This window comes from Streptomyces sp. f51 (assembly GCF_037940415.1).
Taxonomy (GTDB): domain Bacteria; phylum Actinomycetota; class Actinomycetes; order Streptomycetales; family Streptomycetaceae; genus Streptomyces.
Window position 1 is genome coordinate 5,838,308 of sequence record NZ_CP149798.1, and the last position, 17,870, is coordinate 5,856,177.

Consider the following 17,870-nt stretch of genomic DNA (forward strand, 5'->3'; position numbering starts at 1 on the left):
CCGCCTGAGTCCTGGAGAAGGCGAGGACTTGAGCATGGGATCCACTTCCGCCGAGAACAGCAGCCCCGAGGGTGTCGGCCGTCGCGACCTCATCAAGAGGTCGGCCGCACTTGGCCTGATCACCGTCCCGACCATGAGCTTCCTGTCCGCCTGTGCGAGCGGGGGCGGTGACGACAAGTCGACCGACAAGGGCACCGGCAAGACCAGCAAGGACAACCCCTTCGGTGTGAAGAAGGGCGGCGGCAAGCTCGACGTCGTCGTCTTCAAGGGCGGCTACGGCGACGACTACGCCAAGGCGTGGGAAGCGGCGTTCGACAAGAAGTGGGGCAGCAAGAGCGCCCACACCGGCACCCAGGAGATCACCGGCAAGCTCCAGCCGCGCTTCAACGGCGGCAACCCGCCGGACATCGTCGACGACTCGGGCGCCCAGCAGATCAAGCTGGACGTGCTCTACAAGAACGGCCAGCTCCTCGACCTCGCCGCCGTCCTCGACGCCCCCTCCATCGACGACCCGTCGAAGAAGGTCCGCGACACGCTGATCCCGGGCACGCTCGACCCGGGCCTCCAGGGCGGCAAGGTCGTCTCCCTCAACTACATCTACACGGTGTGGGGGTTGTGGTACTCCGGCAAGCTCTTCAAGGAGAAGGGCTGGGAGGTTCCCAAGACCTGGGACGCCTTCCTCGCCATCTGCAAGGACGCCAAGTCGCAGGGCATCGGCGGTCTCGCGCACCAGGGCAAGTACCCGTACTACATCAACGTCGCCATCATGGACCTGATCGCCAAGCACGGCGGTCTCGACGCCATGAAGGCGATCGACAACCTCGACCCCAAGGCGTTCGTCGGCTCCGACGCCGCGCTCGCGGCCATCGAGGCCATCTACGAGGTCGTCGAAAAGGGCTACCTGATGGCCGGCACCAACGGCCTGACCCACACCGAGTCGCAGACCCGGTGGAACCAGTACAAGGCTGCGTTCATCACCTGTGGCTCCTGGCTGGAGAACGAGCAGCTCAAGCAGACCCCGACGGACTTCGACATGAAGTTCATGCCGATGCCCAGCCTCTCGGGCGACAAGCTGCCGTTCGAGGCGATCCGGGCCGGCTCCGGCGAGCCGTTCATCATCCCGGCGAAGGCCGCGAACCTGCCCGAGGCACAGGAGTTCATGCGCTCCATGCTCTCCAAGGAATGGTCGACGATCTTCGCCCAGAAGGCCAACTCGCTCACCATCCTCAAGGACGGCGTGTCCGACGGCGTGCAGCTGCGTCCCGGTACGCAGTCCACGGTCGAGGCCTCCAAGGCGGCCGGCACCAACAGCTTCAACTACCTGTACCCCAACTGGTACAGCGAGATGGACGTCTCGATCCAGAACGCGTCCAACGAGCTGATGTCCAAGCGCATCCAGCCCAAGGAATGGCTGAAGCGCGCCCAGGCGGCGGTCGACAAGGCGGCCAAGGACCCGGCGTCCAAGAAGAACCACCGCGACTGATCTCGTAAAACCGGAACACCAGGGGCAGGATGCCATGCGAAAAGGGCAGTACCGGTTCGTCGCGGGGTTTCTCCTCGCACCTTTGGCGCTGTATCTGATCTTCGTGATCTGGCCTTACCTCCAGACCATCGGTTACTCCTTCACCGACTGGAAGGGTCAGTCACAGACGTTCAGTTTCGTCGGCCTGGACAATTACAAGGCGTTGTTCCAGGACGACGTATTCCTCGAAGCGATCTGGCACAACATCCTGTTCCTGGTGTTCATCCCGGTGATCACCATCCTGCTCGCCCTCTTCTTCGCCTTCATGGTGAACGCGGGCGGGCGGGGTGGCGCCGGCGGCGTCCAGGGCGTCGCGGGCTCACGCTTCTACAAGATCGTGTACTTCTTCCCGCAGGTGCTGTCGCTCGCGATCGTCGCGGTGCTCTTCGGAGCCCTGTACCGCAGTGACAGCGGCGGTCTGCTCAACGGCCTGCTGATCAAGCTCCACCTGGTCGACGGCAACAACCCCATCGAGTGGATGAACGAGCCCGACCTGGTGCTCTGGTGCCTGATGGCGGTGGTCGTCTGGCACGGCGTCGGCTTCTATCTCGTGCTGTTCTCCGCGGCCATGCAGTCCATCCCGAGGGACATCTACGAGGCCGCGCTGCTGGACGGCGCGAGCCGCACGCACACCTTCTTCCGGGTCACCCTGCCCCTGCTGTGGGACACGGTGCAGACCGCCTGGGTCTATCTGGGCATCATCGCGATGGACATGTTCGTCCTCGTCTCGACCATGACCCAGGGCACCGGCTACGGCGGAGGCCCCGACCACCACAGCGAGGTCATGGCGAACGTCATGATGCGCAACTTCCTCTACTTCGGAAAGAGCGGCTACGCCTGCGCGATGGGTGTCGTCATGCTCCTTCTCACCCTGATCCTGTCCGTGGTCACGCTGCGCGCCACCCGCCGCGAGCGCATCGAGTTCTGAGCGGGAGAGACGACTATGAGCGCACCCATGACGGAGCCGGCGAAGGTCGACGGCGCCGCGGTACCCCAGCAACGCAGCGCCAGGAAGGCCCCGCCCCGGCCGGGTGACAAGCGCACCGAGGGTCTGGCCCTCAACGTCTTCTCGCACGGCTTCCTCGCCCTGTGGGCGATCCTGATCATCCTGCCGTTGCTCTGGCTGATCCTGAGCTCCTTCAAGACCGACGCGCAGATCGGCGGGTCGGCCCTCAGCTGGCCCTCGAACTGGCAGCTCGACGTCTTCGGCCGGGCCTGGAACAAGGGCATCGGCGACTACTTCGCCAACACCCTGATCGTCCTCGTGTTCTCGGTCCCGCTGACGATGCTGCTCGGCGCGATGGCGGCGTACGTACTGGCCCGCTACGAGTTCCCGGGCAACCGGATCGTGTACTTCTTCTTCGTCGGCGGGGCCATGTTCCCCGTCTTCCTGGCCCTGGTGCCGCTGTTCTTCATGGTCAAGCGCCTCGACATGCTGAACACCTATCAAGGCCTGGTCCTGGTGTACGTGGCCTACTCGCTGCCGTTCACCGTGTTCTTCATGCACGCCTTCTTCAGGACGCTGCCCACGGCGGTCTTCGAGGCGGCGGTGCTCGACGGGGCCTCGCACACCCGGGCGTTCTTCCAGGTCATGCTGCCCATGGCCAAGCCCGGACTGCTCAGCGTCGGCATCTTCAACGTCCTGGGCCAGTGGAACCAGTACATCCTGCCCTCGGTGCTGATGCAGCCGCAGACCAGCTCCGATCCGGAGCGCTACGTCCTGACCCAGGGACTCATCCAGCTCCAGCAGCAGCAGGGGTACGCCACCGACCTGCCCGTCCTGTTCGCCGGCGTGACGATCGCCATGGTCCCCATGCTGATCGTCTACCTGTCCTTCCAGCGCCAGGTCCAGGCGGGTCTCACTTCGGCGACGCTCAAGTAACGAATCACCCCGTCCGTCACATGCGCCACTCCCGTCCCGGGGGTGGCGCAGGTGCGTCCGGGTGATGCCCGAGGTCGAACGCGACCCGGCGGACCCGATTTCCGTCAAGGACTTGACTGCGGTAACCCGTTCAGCGGAGCTTGGAGTTCACAACTTGTAAGTGACCGGGTCCCGTTGACGTGACCCAGGTCACACGGGCGGCATCGGGGCCGCCCGGCTATGGGCAGGAGTGGATGAGTCGATGGAGACTCCGGGGTCGCAGTCTTCGCTGCACCGAGCCAATCTGGAGCGCGTCGTGCGAGCGGTGCGGCTGGCCGGCTCGCTCACGCAGGCGGAGATCGCGAGGGCGACGGGCCTGTCGGCCGCGACCGTTTCCAATATCGTCCGTGAACTCAAGGACGGGGGAACGGTCGAGGTCACGCCCACTTCGGCCGGCGGTCGCAGGGCACGCAGCGTGTCCTTGAGCGGGGACGCCGGCATTGTCATCGGCGTCGACTTCGGGCACACCCATCTGCGTGTGGCGGTCGGGAATCTGGCCCATCAGGTGCTGGCCGAGGAGTCCGAGCCGCTGGACGTCGACGCCTCCGCCGCGCAGGGCTTCGACCGGGCCGAGGAACTGGTCAGCCGCCTGATCGACGCGACAGGTGTCGACCGTTCCAAGATCGCGGGCGTGGGGCTCGGTGTACCGGGCCCCATCGACGTGGAATCGGGCACCCTCGGGTCCACCTCGATCCTGCCGGGCTGGACCGGCGCCAGGCCCGCCGAGGAGCTGCGGGGGCGGCTCGGCGTGCCCGTCCACGTGGACAACGACGCGAATCTGGGCGCGCTCGGCGAGATGGTCTGGGGCAGTGGCCGAGGGGTCAGGGATCTCGCGTACATCAAGGTCGCCAGCGGTGTCGGCGCGGGCCTGGTGATAGAGGGCAAGATCTACCGCGGCCCGGGTGGTACAGCGGGCGAAATCGGACATATTACACTGGACGAATCCGGCCCCGTCTGCCGGTGCGGCAACCGCGGCTGCCTGGAGACGTTCGCGGCGGCGCGCTATGTGCTGCCGCTGCTCCAGTCCAGTCACGGCACCGATCTGACCATGGAAGGCGTGGTCAGGCTGGCGCGGGACGGAGATCCGGGCTGCCGTCGCGTGATCGCCGACGTCGGCCGACATATCGGCAGTGGAGTCGCGAATCTGTGCAACCTGCTGAACCCGAGCAGGGTGGTCCTCGGCGGCGATCTCGCCGAGGCCGGGGAGCTCGTCCTGGGGCCCATCAGGGAGTCCGTGGGCCGCTACGCGATCCCCAGTGCCGCACGTCAACTCTCGGTGCTCCCAGGGGCACTTGGCGGCCGTGCGGAGGTGCTCGGGGCGCTCGCTCTCGCGCTCAGCGAGATGGGTGATTCGACCCTTTTGGACGGGTCGCTGACGTCCGCTGCGCCTGCCTTCACTTAGAGAACGAAACACGCCGTTGCCAACCCGTTAAGTATTTACTTCTTGACGTCGCACGGGCGGCCGAGTTGACTCCAACCCACCTCGGTCGCAGCGTTGCGACCCTGTCAGGGAGGCACCACCAATGAACAACACGATGCGCAGAGTCGTCATCGGCACCGCCGCTGTTTCCATGGCCCTCTCGGTGGCCGCCTGTGGCAAGGCCGGCGACAAGAGCTCCAGCGACAGCAGCAGCAGCTCCTCCTCCTCGGGCAGCAAGACCATCGGTCTCCTGCTCCCCGACAGCGTCACCGCTCGCTACGAGAAGTTCGACCACCCGCTCTTCGAGGCCAAGGTCAAGGAGCTGTGCCCGGACTGCAAGGTCCAGTACGCGAACGCGGCCGGCGACGCCGCCAAGCAGGCCCAGCAGGTCAGCACCATGATCACCCAGGGCGTCAAGGTCCTCGTGATCAGCGCCCAGGACTCGGCCGCGATCAAGTCCTCCATCCAGACCGCGGTCAACAAGGGCATCAAGGTCGTCGCGTACGACCGTCTCGCCCAGGGTCCGGTCTCGGCGTACGTCTCCTTCGACAACGAGAAGGTCGGCGAGCTCCAGGGTCAGGCGCTCCTCACCTCGCTCGGCTCGAAGGCCACCAAGAAGTCGAAGATCGTCATGATCAACGGTGACGACGCCGACCCGAACGCCGGTCAGTTCAAGGCGGGTGCCCACAAGGCCCTCGACGGCAAGGTCGACATCGCCTACGAGCAGTCCGGCCTGTGGAAGGACACCGTCGCCGCGCAGAAGATGTCCGCTGCCATCACGCAGCTCGGTGCCAAGAACATCGCGGGCGTCTACTCCGCCAACGACGGCATGGCCGGTGGCATCGCCAACACCCTCAAGGGTGCGAAGATCAGCGGCATCCCGCTGACGGGCCAGGACGCCGAGCTCGCGGGTATCCAGCGCCTCGTCGCCGGCACCCAGTCCTCCACGGTCTACAAGGCCTTCAAGCCGGAGGCGGACGCCGCTGCCCAGCTCGCGGTCAACCTGCTGACCAACAAGGACATCAAGTCCCTCGCCAACCAGACGCTGACCAGCGGCTCCGGCGACAAGGTCCCCTCGCAGCTGCTCGTCCCGGTCTCGGTCACCAAGGCCAACATCAAGGACACGGTGATCAAGGACGGCCTGTACCAGGTCTCCGACATCTGCACCGCGGACTTCGCCAAGGCCTGCAAGGCCGCCGGCCTCCAGTAAGCACCTTCGGGTCGGGCGACTACTCGCACCATGAGTAGCCGCCCGATTCGTGACCGCCCCACGGTGGTCGTGACCGCCCAGGCGGTCCCGTGAACCTGTCCGACGCCTGCCCCACCTTCAAACCCCGCTGCGGGGCGGGCGTCGGATGGAACCGTTGCGGATTGCAGCGGATTCACGCATGTTCATTATGTAATCTTGTGCTTTTTTGCACAGTCTTCCGCGCCGGTTTGTTCGAGCGCGGCATCCCCGCCGGTCAGGCGGCGAAGGAGATGGTTCACGTGTCCGCTACGCCCGTGCTGGCGTTGCGCGGAGTCTCAAAGCGATTCGGTGCGGTTCAGGCTCTCACCGATGTCGAGCTCGAGGTTCACGCCGGAGAAGTGGTCGCCCTGGTGGGCGACAACGGTGCAGGAAAGTCCACGCTGGTCAAGACGATCGCGGGCGTTCACCCCATCGATGAGGGCGTCATCGAGTGGGACGGCCAGGCGGTCAGCATCAACAAGCCGCACGACGCCCAGGGACTCGGCGTCGCGACGGTCTACCAGGACCTCGCGCTGTGCGACAACCTCGATGTCGTCGGCAACCTCTACCTCGGTCGGGAGCTGCTGCACCGCGGCGTCCTCGACGAGGTGACCATGGAGCAGAAGGCGCGCGAGCTGCTGAGCACGCTCTCCATCCGCATCCCGAGCGTGCGCATCCCGATCGCGAGCCTTTCCGGCGGTCAGCGCCAGGTCGTGGCCATCGCCCGCGCCCTCATCGGTGACCCCAAGGTCGTCATCCTCGACGAGCCGACCGCCGCCCTCGGCGTCGAGCAGACCGCGCAGGTCCTCGACCTGGTCGAGCGGCTGCGCGAGCGCGGTCTCGGCGTCATCCTCATCAGCCACAACATGGCCGATGTGAAGGCCGTCGCGGACACCGTCGCCGTCCTGCGCCTGGGCAAGAACAACGGCTCCTTCTCCGTGAAGGACACCAGCCACGAAGAGATCATCGCCGCGATCACCGGAGCCACGGAAAACGCCGTGACCCGTCGTGCGGGGCGTCGCAGCACGGAGGCCGCAAAGTGAGCGACACGTCTAAGGTTTCCAAGACGGAGGTCGAGCAGACCACCGTCGCTCCCGCCAGCGACCCCACCGCGGCCCCGGTCACCGTCGTCGACCCGCGTCTGCTGGTCCGCGAAGAGGGCTTCAAGGGCTACATCACCGAGTTCAAGCGCAAGATCAAGGGCGGCGAGCTCGGCTCCCTGCCGGTCTTCGTCGGCCTGGTCGTCATCTGGACGATCTTCCAGACCCAGAACTCCCGGTTCCTGAGCGCCGACAACCTGTCGAACATCAGCTACTTCATGTCGGCCACCGGCATGCTGGCCATCGGCCTGGTGTTCGTCCTGCTGCTCGGTGAGATCGACCTCTCCGTCGGCTCGGTCAGCGGCCTCGCCTCCACGGTCTTCGCCGTGTTCGTGGTCAACCACAGCATGAACCCCTGGCTGGCCCTGGTCCTGACCATCGCCGTCGGTGCCGCCATCGGCGCGCTCCAGGGCTGGTTCTTCGCCAAGATCGGCGTTCCCGCGTTCGTCGTGACGCTGGCCGGCTTCCTCGGCTGGAGCGGCCTGATGCTGTGGCTGCTCGGTTCGAGCGGCACCATCAACATCCCGTCCGACAGCGGCCCGGTGCACCTGCTCGGCCAGAGCTCGTTCTTCATGGACCAGGCCGTCGTCGGCGCCTACCTGCTGGCCGGCCTCGCCGTCCTGTCGATGCTCGTGGGTTCGTTCATGGACCAGCGCCGCCGCAAGGCCGCCGGTGTGCCCTTCCGGCCCACCAGCGAGATCCTGCTGCGCGTCACCGCGCTCGCCGTGGCGGCCTTCGTTTCCGCGGCCGTGCTCAACAACGCCTCCGGTGTCTCCAACGCCCTGGTGATCTTCCTGATCTCCCTGGTGATCGTCGACTTCGTGCTGCGCCGCACCACCTACGGCCGCAAGATCTTCGCGGTCGGCGGTGGCATCGAGGCGGCTCGCCGCTCCGGTATCAGCGTCTCCATGGTCCGCATCAGCGTCTTCGCCATCTCGGGCGCCTTCGCTGCCATCGGCGGTATGTTCTTCGCCGGACAGACCGCGAGCGCCACGCTGAACGCCGGCGGCGGCAACACCCTGATGCTCGCCATCGCGGCGGCCGTCATCGGTGGTACGAGCCTCTTCGGTGGCCGCGGAAACGTTTGGTCGGCCCTCCTGGGCATGCTGGTCATCCAGTCGATCCAGACCGGTCTCGACCTGCTCAACATGAACACCTCCATCCAGTACATGATCACTGGTGCGGTGCTCCTGGGCGCGGTCGTGATCGACTCCGTCTCGCGCAAGAGCCAGAAGGCCGCGGGCCGCGCGTAACACCGCGCGGGGGGCTCCGTAGAACACCGCGGTACGACCCCCGCGAAGGACCCTGTGCCCGGCGCCAATGGCGGCGCCGGGCACAGTCACGTCCGGCACCCCGCGTGGTGCCGGGCGCAGCCATGTCCGGACGAGAACACGTGTTCCCGTCCGGTTGGGCCGATCGTGTGGCGTGGATCGCCAGGCCCGGCCCGCGCCCGAAAAGGCGGAACATTAGACTCGACCAAGCCCGGCAACAGCTCTACTGCAAGGAGGCACGGGTGCCGCTGCTGACCCGCATCACGGGACCGCGCGATCTGGACCGGCTCAGCCTGGAGCAGCTGGACCAGCTGGCCGGCGAGATCAGGACCTTCCTCGTCGACGCGGTCTCCAAGACCGGCGGCCACCTCGGCCCCAACCTCGGTGTGGTGGAGCTGACCATCGCCCTGCACCGCGTCTTCGAGTCGCCCAGGGACAGGGTGCTGTGGGACACGGGCCACCAGTCCTACGTCCACAAGCTGCTCACCGGCCGCCAGGACTTCTCCCGCCTGAAGATGAAGGGCGGTCTGTCCGGCTACCCCGCGCAGGCCGAGTCCGAGCACGACGTCATCGAGAACTCGCACGCCTCCACGGTCCTCGGCTGGGCCGACGGACTGGCGAAGGCGAACGAGGTCCTCGGCAAAAACGACCACGTGGTCGCCGTCATCGGTGACGGCGCGCTCACCGGCGGTATGGCCTGGGAGGCGCTGAACAACATCGCCGACGCCAAGGACCGGCCGCTGATCATCGTCGTCAACGACAACGAGCGGTCGTACGCGCCGACCATCGGCGGCCTCGCGAACCACCTGGCGACCCTGCGCACCACCGACGGCTACGAGCGCTTCCTGGCCCGGGGCAAGGACCTCCTGGAGCGCACGCCGGTCGTCGGCAAGCCGCTCTACGAGACCCTGCACGGAGCCAAGAAGGGCCTGAAGGACTTCATCGCCCCGCAGGGCATGTTCGAGGACCTCGGCCTGAAGTACGTCGGCCCGATCGACGGCCACGACATCGAGGCACTGGAGTCGGCGCTCGCCCGCGCCAAGCGCTTCGGCGGCCCGGTCATCGTGCACTGCCTCACCGAGAAGGGCCGCGGCTACCAGCCGGCCCTCCAGGACGAGGCCGACCGCTTCCACGCCGTCGGCAAGATCCACCCGGACACGGGCCTGCCGATCGCCTCCTCCGGCGCCGACTGGACCTCCGTCTTCGGCGAGGAGATGGTCGCGCTCGGCAAGGAGCGCGAGGACATCGTCGCGATCACCGCCGCGATGCTCCAGCCTGTCGGCCTCGACCGCTTCGCCAAGGCGTTCCCCAAGCGGGTCTACGACGTCGGCATCGCCGAGCAGCACGCCGCCGTCTCCGCGGCCGGCCTCGCCACCGGCGGACTGCACCCCGTCTTCGCCGTCTACGCGACCTTCCTCAACCGCGCCTTCGACCAGGTCCTGATGGACGTGGCCCTGCACAAGTGCGGCGTCACCTTCGTCCTGGACCGCGCGGGCGTCACCGGCACCGACGGCGCCTCGCACAACGGCATGTGGGACATGTCGATCCTCCAGGTCGTCCCGGGCCTCAGGCTCGCGGCCCCCCGCGACGCCGACCAGGTCCGCGCCCAGCTGCGCGAGGCCGTCGAGGTGAAGGACGCGCCCACCGTGGTGCGCTTCTCCAAGGGCGCGGTCGGTCCGGCCGTCCCCGCGGTGGGCCGGATCGGCGGCATGGACGTCCTGCGGGAGCCCGGCACCGACGCGCCCGACGTGCTGCTCGTCTCCGTCGGCGCGCTGGCCCCGATGTGCCTGGAGATCGCCGCCCTGCTCGACCGGCAGGGCATCTCCACCACCGTCGTCGACCCGCGCTGGGTCAAGCCGGTGGACGAGGCCATGGCGCCGCTCGCCGAGCAGCACCGCGTGGTCGTCACCGTCGAGGACAACTCCCGGGTCGGCGGTGTCGGCTCCGCCGTCGCCCAGGCCCTGCGCGACGCGGGCGTCGACATGCCGCTGCGCGACTTCGGCATCCCGCCGCGCTTCCTCGACCACGCCTCCCGTGCCGAGGTCATGGCCGAGATCGGGCTGACCGCGCCGGACATCGCCCGGCAGGTCACCGGCCTCGTCTCCAAGCTCGACGGCCGCTTCGACGGCACCACGGCCCAGGCGGTCGACGCGGTACAGCCCGCGCGCGACTGACGCCTCCGCACACGGCCGACGGGCCGGTTTCAGCACCCTGTACGGGTGGTGAAACCGGCCCATCCGCGTGAAAGGGGCCGCGTCGGGGGATACGTGCTACCTGCCCTCTCGATCATGTCGAGGACGACAAGCGTGGGAGGTACGTCCGTGAGCAACACCCTCTTCAGGACGAAAAGGGTCGAACAGTCGATCTTGGACACAGAGGAGCCGGAGCACGCGCTCAAGAAGTCGCTGTCCGCTCTGGACCTCACCGTGTTCGGCGTCGGCGTCATCATCGGCACCGGCATCTTCGTCCTCACCGGCAAGGTGGCCAAGGAGAACGCGGGGCCCGGCGTCTCGCTGGCCTTCGTCGCCGCGGGTGTCGCCTGCGCGCTGGCGGCCCTGTGCTACGCGGAGTTCGCCTCCACGGTCCCGGTCGCGGGCTCCGCGTACACCTTCTCCTACGCCTCCCTCGGCGAGCTGCCCGCCTGGATCATCGGCTGGGACCTGGTCCTGGAGTTCGCGCTCGGCACGGCGGTGGTGGCCGTCGGCTGGTCCGGCTACGTGCGTTCGCTGCTCGACAACGCGGGCTGGCACCTTCCCGACTCGCTCGGCGGGCGCGACGGGGCGCACGGGTTCGGCTTCGACATCCTCGCCGCCGCGCTGGTGCTGGTGCTCACCGCCATCCTCGTCGTCGGCGTGAAGCTCTCCGCCCGGATCACCACCCTGGTCGTCGCGATCAAGGTCACCGTCGTCCTGATCGTGATCATCGCGGGCGCCTTCTTCATCGAGGGCAAGAACTACAAGCCGTTCATCCCGCCGGCGCAGGCCGTGACGGCGGGCAGCGGCATCAAGTCGCCGCTGATCCAGATCATGTTCGGCTGGGCGCCGACCAACTTCGGCGTGATGGGCATCTTCACCGCGGCCTCCGTCGTGTTCTTCGCCTTCATCGGCTTCGACGTGGTCGCCACGGCCGCGGAGGAGACGAAGAACCCGCAGCGGGACATGCCCCGCGGCATCCTCGGTTCGCTCGTGATCTGCACCACGCTCTACGTCCTGGTGTCGATCGTGGTCACCGGCATGCAGAAGTACACCGAACTGTCCGTCGACGCACCGCTCGCGGACGCGTTCAAGGCCACCGGGCACCCCTGGTACGCGGGCGTCATCAGCTTCGGCGCCGCCGTCGGACTCACCACCGTGTGCATGATCCTGCTGCTCGGCCAGACCCGTGTCTTCTTCGCGATGAGCCGCGACGGACTGCTGCCGCGCTTCTTCTCCCGCGTCCACCCGAGGTTCCGCACCCCGCACCGGCCGACCATCCTGCTCGGCGTGATCATCGCGATCGTCGCGGGCTTCACCAGCCTCAGCGCACTGGCCGAACTGGTCAACATCGGCACGCTCTTCGCCTTCATCGTGGTCGCGGTCGGCGTCGTCGTCCTGCGCCACACCCGCCCCGACCTGCCCCGCGCCTTCCGGACCCCGTGGGTGCCGTGGGTGCCGATCCTGTCGGTGCTCGCGACGCTGTGGCTGATGCTGAACCTGCCGGCGGAGACCTGGCTGCGGTTCGTGATCTGGATGGTGATCGGCGTCGCCGTGTATTTCATGTACGGGCGCTCGCACAGCCGTCTGGCCCGCAACCCCGAGACGGGTTCGGGGAGCACCCGGACCCCGCCCGGCGGCACGGCCGGCTGACCCCGGCCCCGTGCTCCCGGCCACCCGGCCCGGCTGACCCCGCCGGGCAGCCCCGCGCTCCCGGCCACCCCGCCCGGCGGCACGGCCGGCTGACCCCCGGCCCCGTGCTCCCGGCCGGCCGGCCCGGCTGACCCCGCCGGGCAGCCCCGCGCTCCCGGCCACCCCGCCCGGCGGCACGGCCGGCTGACCCCCGGCCCCGTGCTCCCGGCCACCCGGCCCGGCTGACCCCGCCCGGCGGCTCGTGTTTCCGGCACCCACCCCGGCGGCCCGGCCGCCCGACCGCCGGTCCCGTGCTCCCGGCCACCCGGCCCGGCGGCACGGCCGACTGCCCCCCGTCCCGTGCTCCCGTGCTCCCTAGCCCCCGGCCCGGTGGCACGGCCGTCCGACCCCGCCTCACCGGCCCCGTGCTCCCGGCGCCCACCGCGGAGCACGGGGCCGGCGTCAGTCCCGGGGGCGTACGGTGCGCGGGCCCGTGACCCCGGCGCCCAGTTCGCCGACCCGGCGCCGCAGTTCGCGGTCGGCGGTGACCACGAGGCAGGGGCGGCCGCGTGCCCCGGCCACCAGTTCCACCATGCGGTCGTCGCCGCTGCCCGGGGCCTCGTCCACACGGACCCCCGGGACGGAGTCCACCCCGCGTGCCGCGCCCTCCACCACCAGGACGATCTCCAGCGGGCCGGGGTGACCGGGCAGCCCCGTTCCGGCGAGGTCGGCCAGCCGGTCCCTGAGCCGCTCGGCGGCGCCGCGCCGGTCCCGCCACCAGCCGTCAGGGACGGACCCCACCACGTTGGCGCCGTCCACGACGATCAGCGTCGGCAGGTCCTGAGGAGTCGTCATGACCCCATCCTGCCGTGAGTGCCGCCCGCCCAGTGCCGGGTGACGACCGGGCGGCCCGGCGACCGCGGAGGCCCGCCGGGGACGGCGAAGGCGGGGCGGTCCCCGGCGGCGGGCATGCCCCAGGTCACCGCACGGGCCGCCCGCGATTAAGGTGAAACGGTGAACGTCGACTGGCTCATACGCGGTCGCGACGGCAGGCTCAGTGTGTACCTGCTGTCGGAGGCCACCGTCCGCTGCCGGGCGGAGCACGGACCCGGCGGCCCCTGGGACGCTCCCCGCACGGTGGGGGGCGACCAGCGCCTGCACTCCGTACTGGCCCTCGGTCAGGGACCCGACCGCTACACCCATCTGGTCTCCTGGCGCCCGACCGTCCGGGAGCAGGCGGGTCTCGTCCACTCGACCCACTTCCGGCCGGACCTCGCCGCCCTCGACTGGAACCCGATCGGACACCCCGACCGTTCCGGGGACCGGACGGGCAACCCCGCCGTCGCGGTCGACGCGGAGGGGCGCGCCCATGTCTTCGTACGCAACAACGGCGGCGGGGTCAGCATGATCGCCCAGAAGGAGAAGGGCGGCTGGGGACCCTGGCACGACCTCGCGGGGCATGACGTCCGCGGTGACCTGGCGGCCGTGACCGGGATGTCAGGACGCGTCGAGCTGTACGCGGCGGTGGCCGGCGGCGTCATGCACTGGAGCCAGGAGGAGGCGGGCGAGGTGCCCGCGCTGGACGAGGCGCTGGAGGCCCGGGTGCGCCCCGACACCCTTCAGGCGCTCGCCACCTCCGCGGACTCCACGACGCTCTTCTTCACCGATGACTCGGGAGACGTGTGCGCCTGGCGTCCCGGCGCCAGGCCCGTGGCGCTGCTGGCCTCGGCCGGCCCGGGTCCCGTCCGGGTCATCCGCTGTGAACTCGACGGCCACGACTGCACGTTGCTCGCCCAGCGCGCGGCGAGCGGCCGGGTGGCCTTCGCGGCCTATCCGACCGAGGACGAGGCGGCGGGCGCGTGGTGGACGGAGTCGGGACCCGAACTCCCCGCCGACGCGCTGCTGTCGCTGGCGGAGGACGAGAAGGGCCGCGTGGTCGCCGCGACGTTCTCACCGGAGACCGGCGAACTCCACGTCACGCGACGCAAGGACGAGCCGGGGATCGCCCTGGAGGCGTGGCAGGCGGTCTGACACCGACGGCCGCGCGCCCCGGCTTTCGCCCCGCCGGGCAGGCCGACACCGCCGTACCGGCTCGCGGTACGGCGGTGGAACGGACCAACGGCCGTGCGGAACCGAGGAGTCGACATTCGGCCGCCCGGTCTCGCGCTCGCGTCGCGTCAGGAACTCCCGCCCGTGGCGGGCGACTTCTTGGCCGACTCGGGGATCACGGAGTCGGTCCGCAGCGCCTTCCACAGCGTCGAGGCCTGCGGCTCGGCCGCCACCACCCGGTTCGGGTCGACCCTGTCGTACGCCACCGGGAGCATGATCGTCTCCATGGTGGACGGGTCGACGCCGTTCATGCTCCTCCCGAACTCCGCCAGCGCCGAGAGCGAGGCGAGGTCGGAGTCGGTGGTGAGTGCCTGGGTCAGGCTGTCGGCGATCCTGTACGTCTTCGTGGGGCTGCCCAGCAGGTCCTGCTTCTTGATCTCGGAGAGCAGCGCGGTCATGAACTGCTGCTGGAGGCCGATGCGTCCGAGGTCGCTGCCGTCTCCGATGCCGTGCCGGGTCCGTACGAACTCCAGGGACCGCGTGCCGTCGAGCCGGTGCGTTCCGGCGGTGAGGTCGAGGCCGCTGGAGCTGTCGTGGATGCTCTTGTCGACGGTGACGGTCACACCGCCTATCGCGTCGACCAGGCCCTTGAAGCCGGCGAAGTCGATCTCCATGTAGTGGTCCATGCGGATGCCGGTGATCTTCTCCACCGTCTTCACCACACAGGCCGAACCGACCTGGGAGTAGATGGAGTTGAACATGACGCGCCGCGCGGAGGGGACCGTGGTGCCGTCGGCCCTGGCGCACGTGGGCCTGGTGACCAGGGTGTCGCGCGGGATGCTGACGGCGACGGCCTTCTTGCGGCCCTCGGGTATGTGCATCACCAGCGCGGTGTCGGAACGCGCCCCGGAGACATGGCCCGTCTTGAGCGCGGCGTTGGCACCGGCGCGCGAGTCCGACCCGAGGACGAGGATGTTCTGCCCGGAGGTGGGCAGCTTCGCCGGCCGGTCGTCACCGATGGCCTTGTCGAGGTCGATGCCCTTGATGTTGCTGTCGAGGTCGCTGTAGAGCCAGTAGCCGGTGCCGCCGGCCGCGACGACGAGGACGGCCAGGCCCAGCAGGATCTTCCTGCCGATCCGACGGCCGCCGGTGCGCCCGCTCTTCGCTTCCCGCCTCACGGCACCGTCCTTTGACGACGCGTCGGATGCGGTGTGCTGGGGCGTCGGGACGTGACTCATCCTGGTGCGGGTCCTCGCTTGTCGTGCCCTGATACGGGCGGATGTCGATGGCTGAGGACTCGGGTGGGGGGAAGGGCCGGTCCGTGCAGTGCCGGGCTGAGCTGCACTATAGACACGTGTTCGGGTGCATGGGGGGCCAGGGTGCCGGTCGCGTGCGGCCGCCCCGGAGCCGAATCGCTGCCGGGGTGCGGCACCTGCGGTGACGGATTCCCCGACAGGTGCCGGTGAGGACTCCGGGCGAGGCGCAAACCGGACCTAGTGCCCGAGTCGGGTGAAAGTCAAACGGGGAACGTCTCAGATTCATGTCTGTAGAAGACAAAAAGTGGACAACGAATGGCTTGGATGTGAATATTCCGTGACGTGATCTTCTCGGTTCGGGGCCGGACGCTCACGCCTATGTGATCAGTTCGGGTGTGAGGGGGGCCTCAGCCCTTTTCTGTAGGACGCTGAGGAGTCGTGTGAGCCCGGGTAACCCCGAAAGCAGTGCCCTGGTATCGACATATCGATCCTTGGTTCCTGTGCGGGCACGGCGTCGTGTCGTCCGCCGGGTGCCGCGCCCGCTGCGTACCGCCGTCATCTGGGCCCTCGCGGCCTTCGACTCGTTCCGCTCGGCCCTGGCGAAGACGGTGCTGACCGGACGAAGCGGCCCGGTTCTGCGGGGCAGCAGCGATCTGATGCGTGTCGTGGAGTCCGACGGCAGGCACGTTCTGGCCGCGGTCGTCCCCGGAGCCACCGAGTGGGCCGCGCGCGCCAGGAACTTCCACCTGCTGGTGACGCTCCTCGAGGACGCCGAGATCGACCACTTCGCCGTACGCGGCACGACCAGGGCGGTGCCCTGCGTGGCCGTCCCCGCGGCGCTCCGCGACGAGGTGGAAGAGGTCCTCCAGCTCGTCTTCGGCCGCAACCCCGGCTATGTCTGCGCGGTGCCGGGGGGAACGCCGCTGACCGGAGCGTCGGCCAAGAGCTGGCGCAGGATCCGTTCGCAGCAGGTACTCCGGCTGTCCTGGAACGTCTGCGACCCGACGGAGAACCTCGTCTTCGCCCACGAGTCGGGCTGCGACCTGGAGTTCTGGGAGGAGGCCGACGGAGACCTGGTGGCGCCGCGCCCCAACCCGGTGGTGGTGAGCACGCCCCTGGGCGCCGAACGCCGTCAGGCCGAACAGAGGCTCTTCAGCCCCGTCCCGTCCCTCTACCGAACGGGACAGGTCCGCACCCTGGCCGAATTCACCGCGTCACTGATCGGCGACCACCTCTTCCCGATCGACGTCGTCTACACCTGGGTCGACGACGCCGACCCGGTGTGGCGCGCGACCAAGAACGCGGTCGAGCGGACGCTGGCCTCCGGCCCGGCGGCGCTGCACGAGCAGGCCACGAACGACGCGCGGTACACGAGCCGCGACGAACTCCGCTACTCCCTGCGGTCGCTGCATCAGTACGCGCCCTGGGTGCGGAACATCTTCCTGGTGACCGCGGGACAGGTGCCGGGCTGGCTCGACACCGAGTACCCGGGCCTGAAGGTGATCGACCACCGGGAGATATTCAGCGATCCGCGAGCCCTGCCCACCTTCAACTCGCACGCGATCGAAAGCCAGTTGCATCACATCCCGGAGCTCGCCGAGCATTTCCTGTACCTGAACGACGACGTCTTCTTCGGGCGTCCGGTGCGGCCCGACCGGTTCTTCCATCCGAACGGCCTGGCCAAGTTCTTCATGTCCAAGGCGCTGATCCCGCCCGGTCAGATCAAGCCGCAGGACCTGCCCGTGGACGCCGCGGGCAAGAACAGCCGCGGCCTCATCGCCCAGCAGTTCGGCACCGTGATCTCCCAGAAGATGAAGCACACCCCGCACGCCCTGCGGCGCAGCGTCCTCGCCGAGATCGAGGACGTCTACGCGCGGGCGCACTGGGTGACCCAGCACGCGCAGTTCCGCTCCCCGAGCGACATCCCCGTCGCGTCGTCGCTGCACCACTACTACGCCTACAACTCGGCGCGTTCCACGGTGGGGGACCTGCGCTACGTCTACATCGACATCGGCGACAGCAAGGCGGAGCAGCGGATGAACCGGCTGCTCGCCAAGCGGGACTTCGACACGTTCTGCATCAACGACACCGTGGTGCCGGAGGACAGAGAGGCACAGGCACAGATGGTGACCCGTTTCCTTGACTCGTACTTTCCCGTTCCGAGCCCCTGTGAGCTGGAGCAGACCCGGAACGCGCCGACGCGCCGTCTCTCGCAGTTGGCGCGAGGTGCGGAATGAGACCGGGGCGAGGAATGCGTGCCGCGCGCCGATGGGCCCTCC

Annotated in this window: 13 protein-coding genes; 11 read left to right on the forward strand and 2 right to left on the reverse strand. The window is 68.7% G+C overall.

Annotated elements, in window-relative coordinates:
- The first annotated feature begins 34 nt into the window (after nt 1-34).
- From ngcE to WJM95_RS25405, 9 genes are all read left to right on the forward strand, one after another.
- Nucleotides 35-1,483: an N-acetylglucosamine/diacetylchitobiose ABC transporter substrate-binding protein gene (gene ngcE, locus WJM95_RS25365; protein ID WP_339132096.1), complete on the forward strand. Its 1,449-nt coding sequence runs from the start codon at nt 35-37 to the stop codon at nt 1,481-1,483.
- A gap of 34 nt (nt 1,484-1,517) precedes the next feature.
- The gene (locus tag WJM95_RS25370; protein WP_339132097.1) at nt 1,518-2,450 is read left to right on the forward strand and encodes a sugar ABC transporter permease; all 933 of its coding nucleotides are present in this window, start codon (nt 1,518-1,520) and stop codon (nt 2,448-2,450) included.
- 15 nt (nt 2,451-2,465) lie between these two features.
- Nucleotides 2,466-3,404, forward strand: coding sequence for a carbohydrate ABC transporter permease (locus WJM95_RS25375; protein ID WP_339132098.1), 939 nt, complete (start codon nt 2,466-2,468; stop codon nt 3,402-3,404).
- A gap of 241 nt (nt 3,405-3,645) precedes the next feature.
- A complete protein-coding gene (locus WJM95_RS25380; RefSeq protein WP_339132099.1) occupies nt 3,646-4,845 on the forward strand; it encodes an ROK family transcriptional regulator in 1,200 nt (399 codons plus the stop codon).
- Nucleotides 4,846-4,966: 121 nt separating this feature from the next.
- On the forward strand, nt 4,967-6,073 hold the full coding sequence (locus WJM95_RS25385) for a substrate-binding domain-containing protein (RefSeq protein ID WP_339132100.1): 1,107 nt from the start codon (nt 4,967-4,969) through the stop codon (nt 6,071-6,073).
- Nucleotides 6,074-6,342: 269 nt separating this feature from the next.
- Entirely contained in the window at nt 6,343-7,134 is a 792-nt protein-coding gene (locus WJM95_RS25390; RefSeq protein ID WP_339135838.1) for an ATP-binding cassette domain-containing protein, read from the forward strand.
- Nucleotides 7,131-8,444 carry a sugar ABC transporter permease gene (locus tag WJM95_RS25395; RefSeq protein WP_339132101.1) on the forward strand — a complete coding sequence of 438 codons (1,314 nt, stop codon included), beginning with the start codon at nt 7,131-7,133 and terminating at the stop codon, nt 8,442-8,444. Before WJM95_RS25390 ends, WJM95_RS25395 begins: the two co-directional genes overlap by 4 nt.
- A gap of 260 nt (nt 8,445-8,704) precedes the next feature.
- Nucleotides 8,705-10,636 (forward strand): 1-deoxy-D-xylulose-5-phosphate synthase, encoded by a 1,932-nt coding sequence (gene dxs / locus WJM95_RS25400; protein ID WP_339132102.1) that lies wholly within the window; start codon nt 8,705-8,707, stop codon nt 10,634-10,636.
- A 147-nt stretch (nt 10,637-10,783) separates the two neighbouring features.
- Nucleotides 10,784-12,307: an amino acid permease gene (locus WJM95_RS25405; protein ID WP_339132103.1), complete on the forward strand. Its 1,524-nt coding sequence runs from the start codon at nt 10,784-10,786 to the stop codon at nt 12,305-12,307.
- Nucleotides 12,308-12,748: 441 nt separating this feature from the next.
- On the opposite strand, the gene WJM95_RS25410 is transcribed toward WJM95_RS25405, so the two are convergent.
- The gene (locus WJM95_RS25410) at nt 12,749-13,141 is read right to left on the reverse strand and encodes an NTP pyrophosphohydrolase (protein ID WP_339132104.1); all 393 of its coding nucleotides are present in this window, start codon (nt 13,139-13,141) and stop codon (nt 12,749-12,751) included.
- 159 nt (nt 13,142-13,300) lie between these two features.
- Between WJM95_RS25410 and WJM95_RS25415 the strand changes: the two genes are divergently transcribed.
- The gene (locus WJM95_RS25415; protein WP_339132105.1) at nt 13,301-14,317 is read left to right on the forward strand and encodes a hypothetical protein; all 1,017 of its coding nucleotides are present in this window, start codon (nt 13,301-13,303) and stop codon (nt 14,315-14,317) included.
- 146 nt (nt 14,318-14,463) lie between these two features.
- On the opposite strand, the gene WJM95_RS25420 is transcribed toward WJM95_RS25415, so the two are convergent.
- The gene (locus WJM95_RS25420; RefSeq protein WP_339132106.1) at nt 14,464-15,573 is read right to left on the reverse strand and encodes an LCP family protein; all 1,110 of its coding nucleotides are present in this window, start codon (nt 15,571-15,573) and stop codon (nt 14,464-14,466) included.
- A gap of 518 nt (nt 15,574-16,091) precedes the next feature.
- On the opposite strand from WJM95_RS25420, the gene WJM95_RS25425 reads away from it, so the two are divergent.
- Nucleotides 16,092-17,828, forward strand: coding sequence for a stealth family protein (locus tag WJM95_RS25425; RefSeq protein WP_339132107.1), 1,737 nt, complete (start codon nt 16,092-16,094; stop codon nt 17,826-17,828).
- Nucleotides 17,829-17,870: the final 42 nt, after the last annotated feature.